At 71.0% G+C, this 16,481-nt stretch carries 16 protein-coding genes; 10 read left to right on the forward strand and 6 right to left on the reverse strand.

The window, feature by feature from the left end; translation table 11 throughout:
• From aroE to VM685_RS06745, 3 genes are read right to left on the reverse strand one after another with little or no spacing between them, the layout of a single operon-like run.
• The gene (aroE, locus tag VM685_RS06735; protein WP_325459349.1) at positions 1–855 is read right to left on the reverse strand and encodes a shikimate dehydrogenase; all 855 of its coding nucleotides are present in this window, start codon (positions 853–855) and stop codon (positions 1–3) included.
• Positions 852–1,445, reverse strand: coding sequence for a Maf family protein (locus VM685_RS06740; protein ID WP_325459350.1), 594 nt, complete (start codon positions 1,443–1,445; stop codon positions 852–854). Before VM685_RS06740 ends, aroE begins: the two co-directional genes overlap by 4 nt.
• Entirely contained in the window at positions 1,445–2,299 is an 855-nt protein-coding gene (locus VM685_RS06745; protein WP_325459351.1) for a pyruvate, water dikinase regulatory protein, read from the reverse strand. Before VM685_RS06745 ends, VM685_RS06740 begins: the two co-directional genes overlap by 1 nt.
• A gap of 513 nt (positions 2,300–2,812) precedes the next feature.
• Between VM685_RS06745 and hemE the strand changes: the two genes are divergently transcribed.
• The 4 genes from hemE to rho all read left to right on the forward strand — a co-directional run bounded on the left by hemE (position 2,813) and on the right by rho (position 7,011).
• Positions 2,813–3,871, forward strand: a complete 1,059-nt coding sequence (hemE, locus tag VM685_RS06750) for a uroporphyrinogen decarboxylase (RefSeq protein ID WP_325459352.1) — start codon at positions 2,813–2,815, stop codon at positions 3,869–3,871.
• Positions 3,868–4,893: a ferrochelatase gene (gene hemH, locus VM685_RS06755; protein ID WP_325459353.1), complete on the forward strand. Its 1,026-nt coding sequence runs from the start codon at positions 3,868–3,870 to the stop codon at positions 4,891–4,893. Before hemE ends, hemH begins: the two co-directional genes overlap by 4 nt.
• The gene (locus VM685_RS06760) at positions 4,890–5,351 is read left to right on the forward strand and encodes a CopD family protein (RefSeq protein ID WP_325459354.1); all 462 of its coding nucleotides are present in this window, start codon (positions 4,890–4,892) and stop codon (positions 5,349–5,351) included. Before hemH ends, VM685_RS06760 begins: the two co-directional genes overlap by 4 nt.
• Positions 5,352–5,601: 250 nt before the next feature.
• A complete protein-coding gene (gene rho / locus VM685_RS06765) occupies positions 5,602–7,011 on the forward strand; it encodes a transcription termination factor Rho (RefSeq protein ID WP_325459355.1) in 1,410 nt (469 codons plus the stop codon).
• A gap of 463 nt (positions 7,012–7,474) precedes the next feature.
• Here the strand turns inward: rho and VM685_RS06770 are convergent, their stop codons facing one another.
• Positions 7,475–8,446, reverse strand: coding sequence for a quinone oxidoreductase (locus VM685_RS06770; protein WP_325459356.1), 972 nt, complete (start codon positions 8,444–8,446; stop codon positions 7,475–7,477).
• Complete coding sequence (locus VM685_RS06775) at positions 8,446–9,141, reverse strand: dienelactone hydrolase family protein (protein WP_325459357.1); 696 nt, start codon at positions 9,139–9,141, stop codon at positions 8,446–8,448. Before VM685_RS06775 ends, VM685_RS06770 begins: the two co-directional genes overlap by 1 nt.
• 95 nt (positions 9,142–9,236) lie before the next feature.
• On the opposite strand from VM685_RS06775, the gene VM685_RS06780 reads away from it, so the two are divergent.
• The 6 genes from VM685_RS06780 to VM685_RS06805 all read left to right on the forward strand — a co-directional run bounded on the left by VM685_RS06780 (position 9,237) and on the right by VM685_RS06805 (position 15,421).
• Entirely contained in the window at positions 9,237–9,479 is a 243-nt protein-coding gene (locus VM685_RS06780) for a DUF6489 family protein (protein ID WP_325459358.1), read from the forward strand.
• A complete protein-coding gene (gene mnmE / locus VM685_RS06785) occupies positions 9,476–10,813 on the forward strand; it encodes a tRNA uridine-5-carboxymethylaminomethyl(34) synthesis GTPase MnmE (RefSeq protein WP_325459359.1) in 1,338 nt (445 codons plus the stop codon). The genes VM685_RS06780 and mnmE overlap by 4 nt, the downstream gene beginning before the upstream one ends.
• Before the next feature lie 426 nt (positions 10,814–11,239).
• On the forward strand, positions 11,240–13,090 hold the full coding sequence (gene mnmG, locus VM685_RS06790; RefSeq protein WP_325459360.1) for a tRNA uridine-5-carboxymethylaminomethyl(34) synthesis enzyme MnmG: 1,851 nt from the start codon (positions 11,240–11,242) through the stop codon (positions 13,088–13,090).
• Positions 13,068–13,733, forward strand: coding sequence for a 16S rRNA (guanine(527)-N(7))-methyltransferase RsmG (gene rsmG, locus VM685_RS06795; protein WP_325459361.1), 666 nt, complete (start codon positions 13,068–13,070; stop codon positions 13,731–13,733). Before mnmG ends, rsmG begins: the two co-directional genes overlap by 23 nt.
• Positions 13,717–14,529, forward strand: coding sequence for an AAA family ATPase (locus VM685_RS06800; protein ID WP_325459362.1), 813 nt, complete (start codon positions 13,717–13,719; stop codon positions 14,527–14,529). The genes rsmG and VM685_RS06800 overlap by 17 nt, the downstream gene beginning before the upstream one ends.
• Positions 14,530–14,539: 10 nt before the next feature.
• A complete protein-coding gene (locus VM685_RS06805) occupies positions 14,540–15,421 on the forward strand; it encodes a ParB/RepB/Spo0J family partition protein (protein ID WP_325459363.1) in 882 nt (293 codons plus the stop codon).
• 7 nt (positions 15,422–15,428) lie between these two features.
• On the opposite strand, the gene holA is transcribed toward VM685_RS06805, so the two are convergent.
• On the reverse strand, positions 15,429–16,481 hold the full coding sequence (holA, locus tag VM685_RS06810; protein WP_325459364.1) for a DNA polymerase III subunit delta: 1,053 nt from the start codon (positions 16,479–16,481) through the stop codon (positions 15,429–15,431).

Consider the following 16,481-nt stretch of genomic DNA (forward strand, 5'->3'; position numbering starts at 1 on the left):
TCAGGCCTCCAGCGCCTTGAGCGCCACGGCGCGCACGTCGACCTCGGTGGGCGGGGCCCGTCCGAAGAAAGCCTCGAACGACGGGACGGCCTGACGCACCAGCATCTCCAGCCCGTCCACGGTGGGGCGCCCGAGCCTCCGGGCCTCGGCGAGGAAAGGCGTGAGGAGCGGCTTGTAGACCATGTCCATGACCACCGCCGTGGCCGGCGTGGCGTCGAGCGGGACGTCGAGGCTCTCGGTGCCGGAAAGCCCGGCCGAGGTGGCGTTGATCACGGCGGTGACGCCGTCGAAGGCCTTGGCCGCGGCGGCCAGCGGGCAGGCGACCACCGAACCCTGCAGCGCGCCCGCCACGGCTTCCGCCTTGGCGAGGGTCCGATTGACGATCCGCACCTGCGGGCAGCCGGCGGTCAGCAGGGCCGAGGCTGCGCCGCGCGCCGCGCCGCCGGCCCCCAGGATGGCGATCGGTCCGGCGGCCGGATCGAACCCCGGCGCCTGGGCTTTCAGGGCCGCGATCAGCCCCACCCCGTCGGTGTTGTCGGCCACCACCGTGCCGTCGCGCTCGAAGATCAAGAGGTTGGCCGCCGCCGCGCCGCGCGCGCGGGCGCTCGCCTCGTCGGCCATGGAGAGCGCCACCTCCTTGAAGGGGATGGTGACGTTGACGCCGCGCACCGCCCCGCCGCGCATCCCTTCCACGAACCGGTCGAAGCGGTCCGCCCCCGGGGCGAACGCCACATAGACCCCGTCGATCCCGGCCGCCTCCAGCCAGGCGTTGTGGATCAGCGGGCTCAGGGAATGGTCGACGGGATTGCCGGCGACGCCGGCCACCACCGTTCGCCCCGTGATCGTCCGGCTCATGTGGCGAGCACCCGATGCTGGCGGAGAAGGTCGAGCAGCCCCAGCAGCGGCAGGCCGAGGATGGCGAAGTAGTCGCCCTCGATGCGGGAGAACAGCTGCGCGCCGGGACCTTCCAGGCGGTAGCAGCCGACCGAGCCCAGGGCTTCGTCGCCCTCCAGGGCCAGGTAGTCCTCGAGGAAGGCGTCGGAGAAGTCGCGCATGGTGAGCCTGGCGGTGACCACCTCGCGCCAGATCGGCGACCCGTCCTTGGCGACGACCACGGCGGAATGCAGCTTGTGGGCCTTGCCGCGCAGCGCCCTCAGGCGCTCCCGCGCCTCCTCGAGCGTGCCTGCCTTGTCGTAGAGCTTACCCTCAAACTCCAGGGTCTGGTCGGCGCCGACCACGAAGTCCGGGCGGGCGCGGGAGATGCGGATCGCCTTCAGCTCGGCGAGCGCATCGGCCACGTCGCGGGGCGTGGCGCCCCCGGCCAGCAGGGAGGCCTTCACCGCGTCCTCGTCGACGCCGGCCACCGCCGTCTCGAACGGCACGCCCGCGCCTTCCAGCACCGCGCGCCGGGCGGCGCTCTTCGACGCCAGCACAACCTTGGCCATCAGCCGAGCACCTCCACCTGGCCGTGCCCGCCGTGCAGCAGGTTGAGCACGGCGGCGGCCGTCTCCTCCACCGAGCGGCGGGTGACGTCGATCACGGGCCAGCCTTGCCGCTCGTAGAGCCGGCGCGCCTGGACGATCTCGTCGCGCACCGTGTCGGTGTCGATGTAGCTGCTCTCCCGGTTCTCCTTGAGCGACAGCAGCCGGTTGCGCCGGATCTGGATCAGCCGGTCCGGCGCGATGGTCAGGCCGACGACGAGCGCGCTCTTCAGCTGGAACAGCCGCTCGGGCAGGGGCCGGCCCGGCACCAGGGGCACGTTGGCCGCCCGCACGCCGCGATGGGCGAGATAGATGCAGGTCGGCGTCTTGGACGTTCGCGACACGCCCACCAGGACGACGTCGGCCTGGTCGAGGTCCTGGCCGCCCTGGCCGTCGTCGTGGCCGATGGCGTAGTTCAGGGCGTCCATGCGGTTGAAGTAGTCATTGTCGAGCCGCAGGTGGGCGCCGATCTTCGAGGTGGTGGAGGCGCCCAGATAGCGGCTCATGGCGCTGACCAGCGGGTCGAGGGCGGCGATGCACGGCATGTCCAGTCGCCGGCAGCCCTCCTCCAGGATGCTGCGCAGGTTCGGGTCGACGATGGTGTGGATGACGACGCCCGGCGCCTCCTCGATGTCGCCCAGCGCGCGGTCGAGCTGCCGCTGCGAACGCACCAGGGCGTAGATGTGCTCGATCGGCAGGACGTTGTCGAAGCGGGCGCAGACGGCCCGCGCCATGGCGTTCAGCGTCTCCCCGGTCGAGTCCGACACGAGATGGACGTGGAAGTAGGTGGCCAGGCGGGTCTGGGCGGTGCTGGGCAAGGTCGCGGCCTGCGTCAAAAGATACCTGGGGACGTAATCTGTGGACCCCCTCTTAGCGAACCCCGGCGCGGATGGGGATAGATCGCGTGGATCTGGGACGGCCGCCGGGGACCGGTGGAGCAGCTGTATGGATCGGGCCGTTTACGCCTCCTTAACCAACAGGCCCGGATCGGCGGCCCCAAAACCGGCCCGCATGTCGACAGGGCCGGTATGGCCGCCGGTCGGACCCGGTCCGTCCGCCTGGAAGTTAATGAAATCTTAAGGGCCCAGGGCCGGTTAGGCGGCCGTCCCCGCTATCCACAGGGGCGGGAGAACCGGGCCGGCGGGCGTGCATGGTCTGGGGACAAGGTGGGAGGTGTCGCAGGCGCCGTCGAGTTGTCCACGTCCTCGACAGGCCCAACCTCCTTCTTCCCCAATCCTTTTTAAGATTCTTAAGGATTGAAGGAGGGCAGACGGGACGTGAGCGGATCGCCCGGGCTTGAGCCTGGAAGGCCTACGGGCTTTAAGGCCCCCATGAGCACCGTCCAGAACGTCCTGCCCGAGACGCCCCGGCTCCTCCGCGCGCTGGCCGGCGAGACGCTGGAGCGGCCGCCGATCTGGTTCATGCGCCAGGCCGGCCGCTCGCTGCCCGAGTACCGGGAGCTGCGCACCCGGGCGAAGGACTTCATCGCCTTCTGCCACAACCCCGAGATGGCCGCCGAGGCGACGCTGCAGCCCATGCGCCGCTTCCCGCTCGACGCCGCGATCGTCTTCGCCGACATCCTGCTGATCCCCCGGGCGCTTGGGCAGGAGGTGTGGTTCGAGGCGGGCGAGGGACCCAGGCTCGGCGAGCTGCCGCCCGTCGAGGCCCTGCGCGATCAGATCGAAGCCTCCACCGGCCGGCTGTCCGAGATCGGGGAGACGCTCAGCCGGGTGCGGGCCGAGCTCGAGCCCGACCGGGCGCTGATCGGCTTCGCCGGCGGGCCGTGGACGGTGGCCACCTACATGATCGAGGGGCGCGGCTCGAACCGCGAGGCGGCGCGGACCTTCGCCTACGAGAACCCCGAGACCCTCGACGCCCTGCTGGACGTCCTGGTGGAGTCGACCGCCCGCTACCTGGTCATGCAGGCCCGCTCGGGCGCCCAGGCGCTGAAGCTGTTCGAAAGCTGGGCGGAAGGGCTTTCCGAGGACGTGTTCGAGCGCATCGTGGTGCGGCCGCACGCCGCCATCGTGGAGAAGGTGAGGGCGGCCGGCGTCGACGTGCCGTTCATCGGCTTCCCGCGCGGGGCCGGCGCCCAGGTCTACAACTACGCCGAGGCCGTGCCGGTGGAGGGCGTGGCGCTCGACACCCAGGCCACCGCCCAGCTCGGCCGGACCCTGCAGGCCCAGGGCAAGACCATCCAGGGCGCGCTCGACAACCTGCTGCTGCGGGCCGGCGGTCCGGTGCTGGACGCCCGCGTCGACCAGCTGCTCGAGCAGTGGGGGCAGGGGCCGTGGATTTTCAACCTCGGCCACGGGATCATGCCCGACACCCCGATCCCCCACATCGCCCGCGTGGTCGAGCGCGTGACGGGGTGGCGGAGAAGCGCGTGAAGGTCGCCGTCGTCCTCTTCAACCTCGGTGGGCCCGACGGGCCGGACGCGGTGCGGCCGTTCCTGTTCAACCTGTTCCGGGACCCGGCGATCATCGGCCTGCCGGCGATCGCCCGCTATCCGCTCGCCACCCTGATCTCGCGCACCCGCGAGAAGACCGCCCAGGCCAACTACGCGATCATGGGCGGCCGCTCGCCGCTGCTGCCCGAGACCGAGGCCCAGGCCGCGGCGCTGGAGGCCAGGCTGGCCGGGCAGGGCGTCGAGGCCCGGGTCTTCATCGCCATGCGCTACTGGAAGCCCTTCGCCGCCGAGACGGCGCGCGAGGTGGCGGCCTTCGCCCCCGACGAGATCGTGCTCCTGCCGCTCTATCCGCAGTACTCCACCACCACCACCGCGAGCTCGGTGAAGGACTGGGAGCGCGCCTACAGGGGTCCCGGCCGCACCCGCACCGTGTGCTGCTATCCCAATGCGCCGGGCCTGATCGAGGCCCATGCCGAGGCTATCCGGCAGACCTGGGAGACGGCCGGAAAGCCCAGCAATGTCAGGTTGTTGTTCTCGGCCCACGGCCTGCCGCAGAAGGTGGTGGACGCCGGCGACCCCTACCAGGCGCAGGTCGAGGCCACAGCCGCCGCGGTCGCCGCCCGCCTGCCGGAGCTGGCGGACTGGAACGTCTGCTACCAGAGCCGGGTGGGGCCGCTGAAATGGCTAGGCCCGGCCACCGACGACGAGATCCGCCGCGCAGGCGCCGAGGGGAAGGGCGTGCTGATCTCGCCCATCGCCTTCGTGTCCGAGCATGTGGAGACGCTGGTCGAGCTGGACCACGAATATCACGAGCTCGCCCGGGAGGCGTTGGCGCTGCCCTATCTGCGCGCGCCCACGCCCGGGGTCCGGGAGGGCTTCATCGGGACGCTGGCCAAGGCCGTGCTCGACGCTCTAGGGAAGGACGGGGTGGCCCCCGAGGGGCCGTGGATGTGCCCGGCGGGCCTGGCGGCCTGCGCCTGCAGGCGAGGGGAGGCGGGATGAACTGGTACGATCTGCTGCGCGGACTGCACATCATCGCGGTCATCGCCTGGATGGCCGGCATGCTCTACCTGCCCCGGCTCTACGCCTACCACACCGAGACCGCGCCCCCCGGCAGCGAGTTCGACGCCCACTTCCAGGTCTGGGAGCGGAAGCTCCTGCGGATCATCATCAATCCGGCGATGAGCATCACCTGGCTGCTGGGCCTGGGGCTGCTCTACTTCCACATCTTCGCCCTGCAGCGCGGCTGGGACTTCCTGCTGCAGCCGTGGATCCTCGTGAAGCTCGCCCTGGTCATCTTCCTCTCCGGCTGGCACGGCTTCCTCTCCGGCGCGCGCAAGAAGCTGGCCGCCGGCGAACGGCCGAAGTCGGCGAAGTTCTGGCGGGCCACCAACGAGATCCCCTTCCTGGTCGCCGTTGTCGCCGTCCTGGCCGTGACCCTGGAATTCGGCGCCCGCTGATCCCACATAGGCGGAGGCGAGGGGCCGCGACCCCGGCTCCGCTTGACCGGGACCCGTGTTCGTGGTTCCGATCGCCTACGCGTCGGGGCTCCCGGCGCGCCCCGCCTTATCTCCGGCCGCGTGCGCATCGCCCGGCCGGCTCCCGAGACGAAAACCCATCCGGCGCGCCGCCTGTCTTCTGGCCGCGCCCACATCGCTTCCAAGCCCGCGCCCGGGGTCCGTCCGGCCGCGGACGCACACGAGTAGACCTATGCAAGACGACACCAACACCGAGACCCCTGAAGACGTGCTGGAGCCCACCGTGGCCGAGACGCCGGCGGACGATGCGGCGGCCGAGGCCGGCGACGACGCCGACGAGTCCTCCGAACTGGCCGCCGCCATCGCGGCCATGGGGCTCACCCGCATGAGCCTGCAGGAGCTGAAGGACAAGTCGCCCGCCGACCTCCTGGCGCTCGCGGAGACGCTGGAGATCGAGAACGCGAACTCCATGCGCAAGCAGGACATGATGTTCGGCATCCTGAAGACCCTCGCCGAGGAAGGCGTGGAGATCTCCGGGTCCGGCACCCTGGAGGTCGTCCAGGACGGCTTCGGCTTCCTGCGCAGCCCCGAGGCCAACTATCTCCCGGGTCCCGACGACATCTATGTGAGCCCCTCGCAGATCCGGAAGTTCGGCCTGCGCACCGGCGACTCCGTGGACGGCGGCATCCGCGCCCCGCGCGAGGGCGAGCGCTATTTCGCCCTGGTCAAGGTCGACCAGATCAACTTCGAGCCGCCGGAGAACGTCCGGCACAAGGTGCTGTTCGACAACCTGACGCCGCTCTATCCCGACGAGCGGCTGATCATGGAGCTGCCGGACCCGACCGTGAAGGACCGCTCCGGCCGGGTCATCGACATCGTCGCCCCGCTCGGCAAGGGCCAGCGCTGCCTGATCACCGCCCCGCCGCGCGTCGGCAAGACGGTGATGCTGCAGAACATCGCCAAGTCGATCGAGACCAACCACCCCGAGTGCTATCTCATCGTGCTGCTGATCGATGAGCGGCCCGAGGAAGTCACCGACATGCAGCGCACGGTGAAGGGCGAGGTGATCTCCTCGACCTTCGACGAGCCGGCGACGCGCCACGTGCAGGTGGCCGAGATGGTCATCGAGAAGGCCAAGCGCCTGGTGGAGCACAAGCGAGACGTCGTCATCCTGCTGGACTCCGTCACCCGCCTCGGCCGCGCCTACAACACCGTGGTCCCGTCGTCGGGCAAGGTGCTGACCGGCGGTGTCGACGCCAACGCCCTGCAGCGCCCCAAGCGCTTCTTCGGCGCGGCGCGGAACATCGAGGAGGGCGGCTCGCTGACGATCATCGCCACGGCCCTGATCGACACCGGTAGCCGGATGGACGAAGTCATCTTCGAAGAGTTCAAGGGCACCGGTAACTCGGAGATCGTGCTCGACCGGAAGGTGGCGGACAAGCGGATCTATCCGGCCATCGACGTGCTCAAGTCCGGCACCCGGAAGGAAGAGCTGATCACGCCCAAGGAAAACCTGCAGAAGACCTATATCCTGCGGCGGATCCTCAACCCGATGGGCGCTCAGGACGCCATCGAGTTCCTGCTGGACAAGCTCCGCCAGTCGAAGACCAACGACGACTTCTTCCAGTCGATGAACACCTGACGCCTGGCGTTTGCTGGCAGTACAGAGGGCCGGCCGTCCTCCTCAGCAGGGCGGCCGGCTTTTCTTTGTTTCATCAGTAACGTCGAACGGCGTTGTTTCACGTGAAACATTGCCGCGCAGACGGAGCGCGGGGGCTCCCAGGTCGGCGCGGGCGGCGGCCTTACCGAGGGGAAGTGGTGCGGCTACCGCTCCGGTGGAGCCTGTGGGAAGGCTCGCCTCTCAGGCGAAAAATTAGCGCGCTAAGTAGGCCGCTGAACAGCTTCCGCAGGACCAGACCGCCCCGGTAATCCTTCCGGTAGGGCCTGGGGCCCACCGGTCTCGCGGTTTTTCTCTGTGAATTCAGTATAGGCGGATTTTCGGTGTTTCACGTGAAACACTACCGTGTCTCACGCGTTAGGCGCCGCCATTCAAGGCGCACCGTGCGGGGGCTCGCGCCGGCCTGAACCCCCGCCACCGCCTCGGCCTAGGGGATCAGCAGGCTCGCCCCGATGGTCGACCGCCCCTCCAGGGCCTCGTGGGCCCGGCGGGCGTCGGCGAGCGGGAAGGTTTGGCCGATCTCCACCGTCACTTGGCCGGTCGAGATCATCCTGAACAGCGCGCCGGCGCTGTCGTCCAGCTCCTCGGTGGTGACGATGTAGTCGAACAGGGTCGGCCGGGTGAAGAACAGGGAGCCGCCCCGGGCCAGCCGCGGCGGATCGACCGGCGGGGCCGGGCCCGAGGCGTTGCCGAAGCTGACGAACATGCCGCGCCGCGCCAGGCTGGCCAGAGTGCCCTCGAAGGTGGCCCTGCCCACCGAGTCGTAGGCCACCGGCACGCCGCGACCGCCGGTGATCCGCTTGACCTCCGCGGCCACGTCCTGGTCCCGGTAGAGGATGACGTGGTCGGCGCCGAGCGACCGGGCCCGCTCCGCCTTGTCCACCGAGCCGACGGTGGCGATCACCTCCGCCCCGATGGCCTTGGCCCACTGCACCAGGATCTGGCCCACGCCGCCGGCCGCCGCATGGATCAGCGCGGTCTGGCCGGCCTGCAGCGGGTAGCAGCGCCGCAGCAGGAACTCGGCGGTCATGCCCTTCAGCAGGGCGGCCGCGGCGAGCCGCGCGTCGACGCCCGGCGGCGGCTTCACCGCCCGCGCGGCCGGCAGCACGGCATAGTCCGCGTAGGCGCCCATGACGCCGCCGGCGTAGGCGGCGAGGTCGCCCACCTGGAAGCGGGTGACGCCTTCGCCCACCGCCTCCACCACGCCGGCCGCCTCGCCGCCCAGGCCGGACGGCAGCTTCACCGGGTAGAGGCCCGTGCGGTGGTAGGTGTCGATGAAGTTGACGCCGATGGCCTCGTGGCGGACCAGGATCTGGCCGGGCCCGGGGGCGGGGGTGTCGACCTCGACGAGCTGGAGAACCTCCGGCCCGCCGGTCTGTTCGAAACGGATCGCGCGCATCAGCCCAGGTTCGCCTTGAAGAACGCCAGGGAGCGTTCGCCCGCCGTGCGGGCGTCGCCTTCGTGGTAGTGCGCCCCGCCCATGCGGGCGAAGGCGTGGTCGCGACCCGGATAGGTGTGGATCTGCACCTGCGGATGCCCGCCCAGCGCCTGGCGGATCGCCGCCTGCGCCTCCCTGGGCACGAACTGGTCCTCCTCGGCGATGTGCAGCATCAGCGGCCGGGTGATCTTCGAGGCCTCGCCGGTGCGGTTCTCGAGGCCGACGCCGTAGTAGGCGACGCTGGCGTCCGCGTCGGTGCGGGCTGCGGTGAGGAAGGCCAGCAGCCCGCCCAGGCAGAAGCCCACCGCCCCCACCTTGCCGGTGCAGTCGGGGCGGCCGCGCACCGCGTCGATGGTCGCCTGGATGTCCTTCATCCCGGCGTCGACGTCGAACGCGTTGAAGAGTTCGAAGGCCCGCTTCCACTCGGCGTCCGACTGGTCGGTGATGTCGATTCCGGGCTCGATGCGCCAGAAGAGGTCGGGGCAGACGGCGAGATAGCCCTGGCCCGCCAGGCCGTCGGTGATGTCTCGCATCACCTGGTTCACGCCGAAGATCTCCTGGATCACCACGACGGCGGGGGCGGGGGACCGGTCCGGTCTGGCCACATAGGCCTCGAAGGAGCCGTCTCCGGTCGTGATGGTGATGCGTTCGCCCATGGCGCTCTCCGATTTCCGTGCAGCCGGTCCCTGCGCTACTAGCGCGCACCCCCGCCGCGGGGCCATAACTTTCGCCTGATCAGAAGGGCCCGGCCATGAAGATGACGATCGAGGTGGACTGCACGCCGGAGGAGGCCCGCCGCTTCCTGGGCCTGCCGGACGTGAGCGGCCTCAACGACCACCTGGTCGGCGAGATGACCAAGCGCATCGACGCCAACATCTCCCTGCTCTCGCCCGAGGAGTTCATGAAGAACTGGATGGCCTTCGGCAGCGGCGCGCAGGAGCAGTTCCGCAAGATGATGGAAGCCGGCATGGGCGGCGCCAAGCCAAAGGCATGACGGACACCATCTTCGCCCCGGCCACCGCGGCGGGCCGGGCGGCGGTGGCGGTTGTGCGGGTGACCGGGCCCCGCACCGACGTGGCGGTGCGCACCTTCGCCGGCGACCTGCCGGAGCCGCGGCGCGCCAGCCTGCGCCGGCTCTACGACGCGGCCGGCGTGGAGATCGACCATGGCCTGGTGCTGTGGTTCCCCGGTCCGGCCAGCTACACCGGCGAGGATTCCGCCGAGTTCCATGTGCATGGGGGCCAGGCCGTGGTGGCCGCCGTCGTGGACGGTCTGGCGGCGCTCGGCCTGCGGCTGGCCGATCCCGGCGAGTTCACCCGCCGGGCCTTCGAGAACGGCAAGCTGGACCTCGCCCAGGCGGAGGGCGTCGCCGATCTCGTGGATGCGGAGACCGAGCAGCAACGCCGCCAGGCGCTGGAGCAGTTGGGGGGCCGGCTCTCGCAGGTCCAGGCGCGCTGGCGCGAGGCCCTGACCGAGGCCCTGGCGATGTTCGAGGCGGCCGTCGACTTTCCCGATGAGGAGCTGCCGGAGAATGTCGCGGCCCGCGCCCGCCCGATCCTCGAGGGGCTGGTGGCGGAGCTGGACGCGGCCGCAGCCGACGCCGAGCGCGGCGAGCGCGTCCGCGAGGGGTTCCGCATCGCCCTGATCGGCGCGCCCAACGCCGGCAAGAGCACCCTGCTCAACGCGCTCGCCGGGCGGGACGCCGCCATCGTCACCGCGACGCCCGGGACCACGCGCGACATCATCGAGGTCCCCGTCGTGCTGGCCGGCTACAAGGCGCTGCTGGCCGACACCGCCGGCCTGCGGGAGACCGGCGACGAGATCGAGGCCGAGGGCGTGCGCCGGGCGCGGGCGTGGGCCGCAGCGGCCGATCTCAGGCTCTGGCTGGTGGACGGCTCGACCGACGTCACGCCCGGCGTCCCGATGGAGCTGCGGCCCGGCGACATCTGCCTCATCACCAAGCGGGACCAGCCGAGTGGCCCGGCCGGAGCGTGGGCGGCGCAGCAGGCGAAGCGGCTTGAGCTGTCCTCCGCCGAGGTCACGGCCAAGGGGCCCAGCGATCTCGCCTGGCTGATCACGACCCTTGCCGAGAAGGTGGTGGAGGCGCTGAGCGGCGCGGAGCCGCCCGCCGCCACGCGTCTCCGGCACCAGGAGCTGCTCACCGAGGCCGCAGACCGGCTGAGACAGGCGCTGGCGGAAGAGGACTCCCTCGAGCTCGCGGCCGAGGACGTGCGCCTGGCGGCCCGGGCGCTCGACCGGATCACCGGGCGGATCGATCCCGAGGCGGTGCTCGGCAAGATCTTCGCGAGCTTCTGCATCGGAAAATGACCCGCGGCGCCCCGCGACTGCCGGAAATGGCGGCCGAACCGTCTTGGGGGACAGTCCGGCCGCAGGCGGCGATCCCCGTTGGGGCCGGGGACGCCAGGCAAAGCCGCCCCGGCTTGGAGAGGGGAAGGGCGGCGGCCTTTGTGCATCTGACCACCGGGTCACCGTGCCGGCTGGAGGGCTCGGTCGGGCGGCGGCCTCACTGGGCCAGTTGATCCTTTCAACCACCGGTTCTGGTCGAGCCTGTGGCGGAACGGTGTCTATTCCTAGGAGTGGACTAGGAAAAGAGCGGACATTCGTTAGCTGCGACACTGTTTCACGTGAAACACGCGCGAGCCCCCGATCTCGCACTCGCGTTCGGCATGCGCTATATGAGGAGCCCTCGCCCCCGGCCCGCCGGGGGCGTCTGCACTTGAGGCCCGAGCGTCAGTGACCAGCTGGGATGTCATCGTGATCGGCGGCGGACACGCCGGGTGCGAGGCGGCCGCCGCGGCCGCCCGCGTCGGCGCGCGCACCCTGCTGCTCACCCACAAGGTCGAGACTATCGGGGAGATGAGCTGCAATCCGGCCATCGGCGGCCTGGGCAAGGGCCACCTGGTGCGCGAGATCGACGCGCTCGACGGCCTGATGGGCCGGTTGGCGGACAAGGCCGGCATCCAGTTCCGCCTGCTCAACCGCTCCAAGGGCGCGGCCGTGCGCGGGCCGCGTTCGCAGATCGACCGCCGGCTCTATCGCGAGGCCATGCAGGCCGAGCTCGCCGCCACGCCGAACCTGGAAAACCGCGCCGAGGCGGTCGAGGACCTGATCGTCCAGGACGGCCGGGTGGCCGGCGCCGTGGGCGCGAGCGGCGAGGCCTACCGCGCCGGCCGCGTGGTGCTGACCACCGGCACCTTCCTGAAGGGCGTCATCCACCGGGGCGAGGAGCGGATCCCCGCCGGTCGCGTGGGCGATCAGCCGGCGATCGGTCTGTCCGATCGGCTCTATGCGCTCGGTCTGCGCATGGGCCGGCTGAAGACCGGCACTCCGGCGCGGCTCGACGGCTCGACCATCGCCTGGGACCGGCTGGAGATGCAGGCGGCCGACGAGACGCCCGTGCCGTTCTCCTTCCTGACCCGGGAGATCACCGTCCCGCAGATCGCCTGCGGCATCACCTACACGACGGAAGAGACCCACCGGATCATCGCCGAGCGGCTGACGGAATCGGCGGTCTATGGCGGCAGGCTCACCGGCCGCGGCCCGCGCTACTGTCCGTCCATCGAGGACAAGGTGGTCCGCTTCGCCGATAAGACGAGCCACCAGATCTTCCTGGAGCCGGAGGGGCTGGACGATGACACCGTCTATCCGAACGGCATCTCCACCTCGGTGTCCGAGGAGACCCAGGACCTGTTCCTGCGGACCATCCCTGGGCTCGAACAGGTGAAAGTCCGCCGCTACGGCTACGCGATCGAATACGACTATGTGGACCCCCGCGAGCTCTTCCCGACCCTGGAGGTGAAGGCGCTGCCGGGGCTCTATCTGGCGGGCCAGATTAACGGCACGACGGGCTACGAGGAGGCGGGCGCCCAGGGCTTGGTGGCCGGGCTGAACGCCGCGCGGGCGGCGTCCGGGCTCGAGGCCGCGCAGTTCGCCCGCGACGAAGCCTACATCGGCGTGCTGATCGACGACCTCGTCACCCGCGGGGTCACCGAGCCCTATCGCATGTTCACCAGCCGGGCGGAGTTCCGCCTGACGCTGCGCGCCGACAACGCCGACCAGCGGCTGACGGGGAAGGGGATCGAGCTTGGCGTGGTGGGACCGGCGCGCGCCGCCGCCTTCACGGCGAAGGCCTCGGCCCTGGCGGAGGCGCGCGCGACCGCCGCGGCCCTGCAGCTCACCCCGGCCGAGGCGATGCGCGCGGGCCTTCCGGTGAAGGCCGACGGCCAGCGCCGCGACGTGGTCCAGCTGCTCGCCTATCCGGACATCACCTTCGAGAAGCTCACCACCATCTGGCCGCAGATCGCCGCCTGGACGCCGGAGGTCCGCGAGCAGATCGAGATCGATGCGTCCTACGCCGGCTACCTCGACCGCCAAGCGGCCGACGCCGCCGCCTTCCGCCGCGACGAGGACCTGCGCCTGCCGGCTGATCTCGACTATGCCGCTGTGGGCGGGCTCTCCAACGAGGTGCGCGAGAAGCTCGCCGCCGTGCGCCCGCTCACGCTTGGCCAGGCCGCCCGCATCGAGGGCGTCACCCCCGGCGCGCTGACCGCCCTCCTGGCCCATGTCCGTCGCCGCGCGGCCTGATCCCGTCCCGCCCGTCACGGTGACGGACGCGGAGAGCTTCGCGCGCGCCGCCGGCGCCACGCCGGAGCAGGTGAGGGACCTCGAGCGGTTCCTGGCGATGCTCGAGGCCGGCAATGCGGTGATGAATCTTGTGGGGCCCAAAACACTGCCGGAGTTCTGGAACCGCCACGCCTGGGATTCCGCCCAGCTCCTGGCGCTGGCGCCGGAGGCCAGGACCTGGGCCGACCTCGGCGCCGGCGCCGGCTTCCCAGGCCTGGTGCTGGCGATCCTGGGCAAGGGCCGAGAGGGTTTCCACGTCCACCTGGTGGAGAGCATGGCCAAGCGCTGCCGGTTCCTGCAGCAGGTGGTCGATGAACTGGCCCTGCCGGCCACGGTGCACAACGACCGTGCGGAAAACCTCAAGCTTGCTGTGGACGTCGTCACCGCGCGGGCTTGCGCGCCGCTCTCGCGCCTGCTCGGGTATGCCCGGCCCTACTTCAAGGCGGGCGCCGTGGGCCTCTTCCTGAAGGGCCAAGATGTTGCGTCTGACCTGGAAGAGGCTACAAGATCTTGGGAGTACGAGGCGGACGTTGTCCCCTCGCGCAGTGACGAGAGAGGCCGCATCGTGCGGGTGAGGAGGCTCGGTCGTGCCAGGAAAGTCTGACCGGCCCCTGCGCGTCCTGGTCATCGCCAACCAGAAGGGCGGGGTGGGCAAGACCACCACGGCGATCAACCTGGGCACCGCCCTGGCCGCCGTGGGCGAGCGCGTGCTGCTGATCGATTCCGACCCGCAGGGCAACGCCTCCACCGGCCTGGGCGTCGGCCGGGCGCAACGCAAGACCACCCTCTACGACGTCCTGATGGGCGAGCACACGATCGACGACGCCGTGGTGCACACCCAGCTCCCGGGCCTCGACCTCGTGCCGGCCGACCCGGACCTGTCGGGCGTGGAGCTGGAGCTCGGCCAGCAGGCCCGCCGCTCCTTCAAGCTGCGCGACGCGCTGCATCCGCTGCGCGAGAGCGGCCGCTACACCTACGTCCTGATCGACTGCCCGCCGTCGCTGAACCTGCTGACGGTCAACGCCATGGCGGCGGCCGACGCCGTGCTGGTGCCGCTGCAGTGCGAGTTCTTCGCGCTGGAGGGCCTGACCCAGCTCATGCGCACCATCGACCTGGTGCGCGGTAGCCTGAACCCGAACCTGGAGATCCAGGGCGTGGTGCTGACCATGTACGACCGCCGCAACAGCCTGTCGGAGCAGGTGGCCAGCGACGTGCGCGGCCATTTCGGCGAGACGGTCTACCAGACGGTGATCCCGCGCAACGTGCGGGTCTCCGAGGCCCCGTCCTTCGGCAAGCCGGCGCTGGTGTATGATCTGAAGTGTGCGGGCAGCCAGGCCTATCTGAAGCTCGCCCGCGAGGTGGTGTTGCGCGAGCGCGCGCGGCGCGCCCAGGCTGCATAAGGAAGACGCCATGGCCGAGGGCCGCAGGGGATTGGGACGGGGGCTGTCGGCCCTGCTGGGCGAGGCGGAGGAGGGCGAGGCCCGCCCCGACGCCGCCGGCCGCGCGCCCGAGGGCGCCCGCGAGATCCCCATCGAGCTGATCCACCGCAACCTCGAGCAGCCGCGCCAGCACTTCGGCGAGGACGAGCTGGCGGAGCTGGAGGCCTCGATCCGGGCGTCCGGCGTGCTGCAGCCGATCCTGGTCCGCCCGTCGCCGCACAAGGACGGCGAGTTCGAGATCGTCGCCGGCGAACGCCGCTGGCGCGCGGCCCAGCGGGCGGGACTGACCGCCATTCCGGCCCTGGTGCGCCAGCTCGGCGACAACCAGGCCTTCGAGATCGCCATCGTCGAGAACGTCCAGCGCGAGGACCTCAACGCGATGGAGGAGGCGCGCGCCTACTCCGCCCTGATGGGCCGGATGCAGTACACCCAGGACCAGGCCGCCCAGGCGGTGGGCAAGAGCCGCAGCCACGTGGCCAACACCCTTCGCCTGCTGCAGCTTCCCGGAACCGTGCAGGAGCATGTGCTGCACGGCCGCCTGACGGCCGGCCACGCGCGCGCCATCCTCGCCTCCGACGACCAGGAGGCCGTGGCCAGCCAGATCCTCTCGCGCGGCCTCTCCGTCCGCGACGCCGAGGCCCTGGTCCGCGCCAAGGCGGCGGGGCCGAAGAAGAGCTCGGGCCCGCGCAAGGCGGCCAAGGACACCGACACGGCGGCCCTGGAGGCCGACCTCGAGGACGTGCTGGGCATGAGCGTCGACATCGCCGACCGCGGCGGCGCCGGCGAGGTGCGCATCAAGTACGCCAGCCTCGAGCAGCTCGACGAGATCTGCCGCCGCCTGACGCGGATCTGAGGCCCGTCTACAGCCCGAGCCTTCTCGCCCGGCCGGCGATGGTCAGGGCCAGGCGCTGGGCGATGAGCTGGTCGGGGGACCCGGCGGTCTTGCAGGCCTTGTCGGCGGCCAGGATCTCGGGCTGCAGCCGGTCGAGCTCGTCCAGCGTCCAGGTGCGGGCCTGGCGCAGGAACTCCCGCTCCTGTTTCCAGAACACCCCGGAGGCCTTGGCCGCCTCCTGCAGCCCCGCGCCGGACTTGGCGAGGGTCAGGGTCCGCCGAAGGCGGCCCAGGTGCATGCCGATGGCCCGCACGGCCGCGGGGCCGGCCTCGCCCTCCTGGGCGGCGCGGCGCAACCCGGCCTGGGCCTCGGCGAGACGGCCCCCGAAGGCGTCCGCGGCGGCGTCGAGCAGGGAGGCCTCGGGCTCCACCCCCAGGAACGGCTCCAGGTCGGCGGGCGTCGCCACGGTGTTGCTGCCAGGGCCGAGGTAGAGGGCGAGTCGCTCGATCTCGGCGCGGGCGACGCCGCGCTCCTTCGGCATGCGGGCGACGAAGAGGGCCAGGGCGTCGGCGTTCAGGCTGAGGTTGTCGCGCGCCAGGGTCTCACGGACCAGCCGGGCCACGTCCCCGGGTTCGTCCTCGTAGCAGGGGATGATCGCCGCGCCGTTCGCCTTCTCGGCGGCCTTCCGCAGGGCCGAGTTGCGGTCGAGATTGCCCGCCTCGATCAGCAGGAAGGCGTCGGGGTTGAGCTCGCCGGCGGCATGGCGGGTGAGCGCCTCGGCGGCCAGCTTGTCCGGACCGGCCTTGTCGGAGGTGAGCCGCAGCCGCACGAGCCGGCGGCCGCCCATCAGCGACTGGGCGGCGAGCTCGCCCTCCAGGCGGCCCGCGTCGGCGTCGAGGTCGCCGTCGGTGAGCTGGGAAACGTCGAACGGATCGTCCGGATTGGCGGCCACCTTCGCGGCGAGCTGATGGCCGCGGTCGCGCACCACGCCGATGTCGCGGCCGTAGATCACCGCGGCGCGGATCTGGGGGTCGGGAGCCTTGAGGAAACGCTCGACGTCGGGGCGCTTGGAGAGGATCAC

It is taken from the genome of Phenylobacterium sp. (assembly GCF_035539035.1).
Lineage (GTDB): Bacteria > Pseudomonadota > Alphaproteobacteria > Caulobacterales > Caulobacteraceae > Phenylobacterium.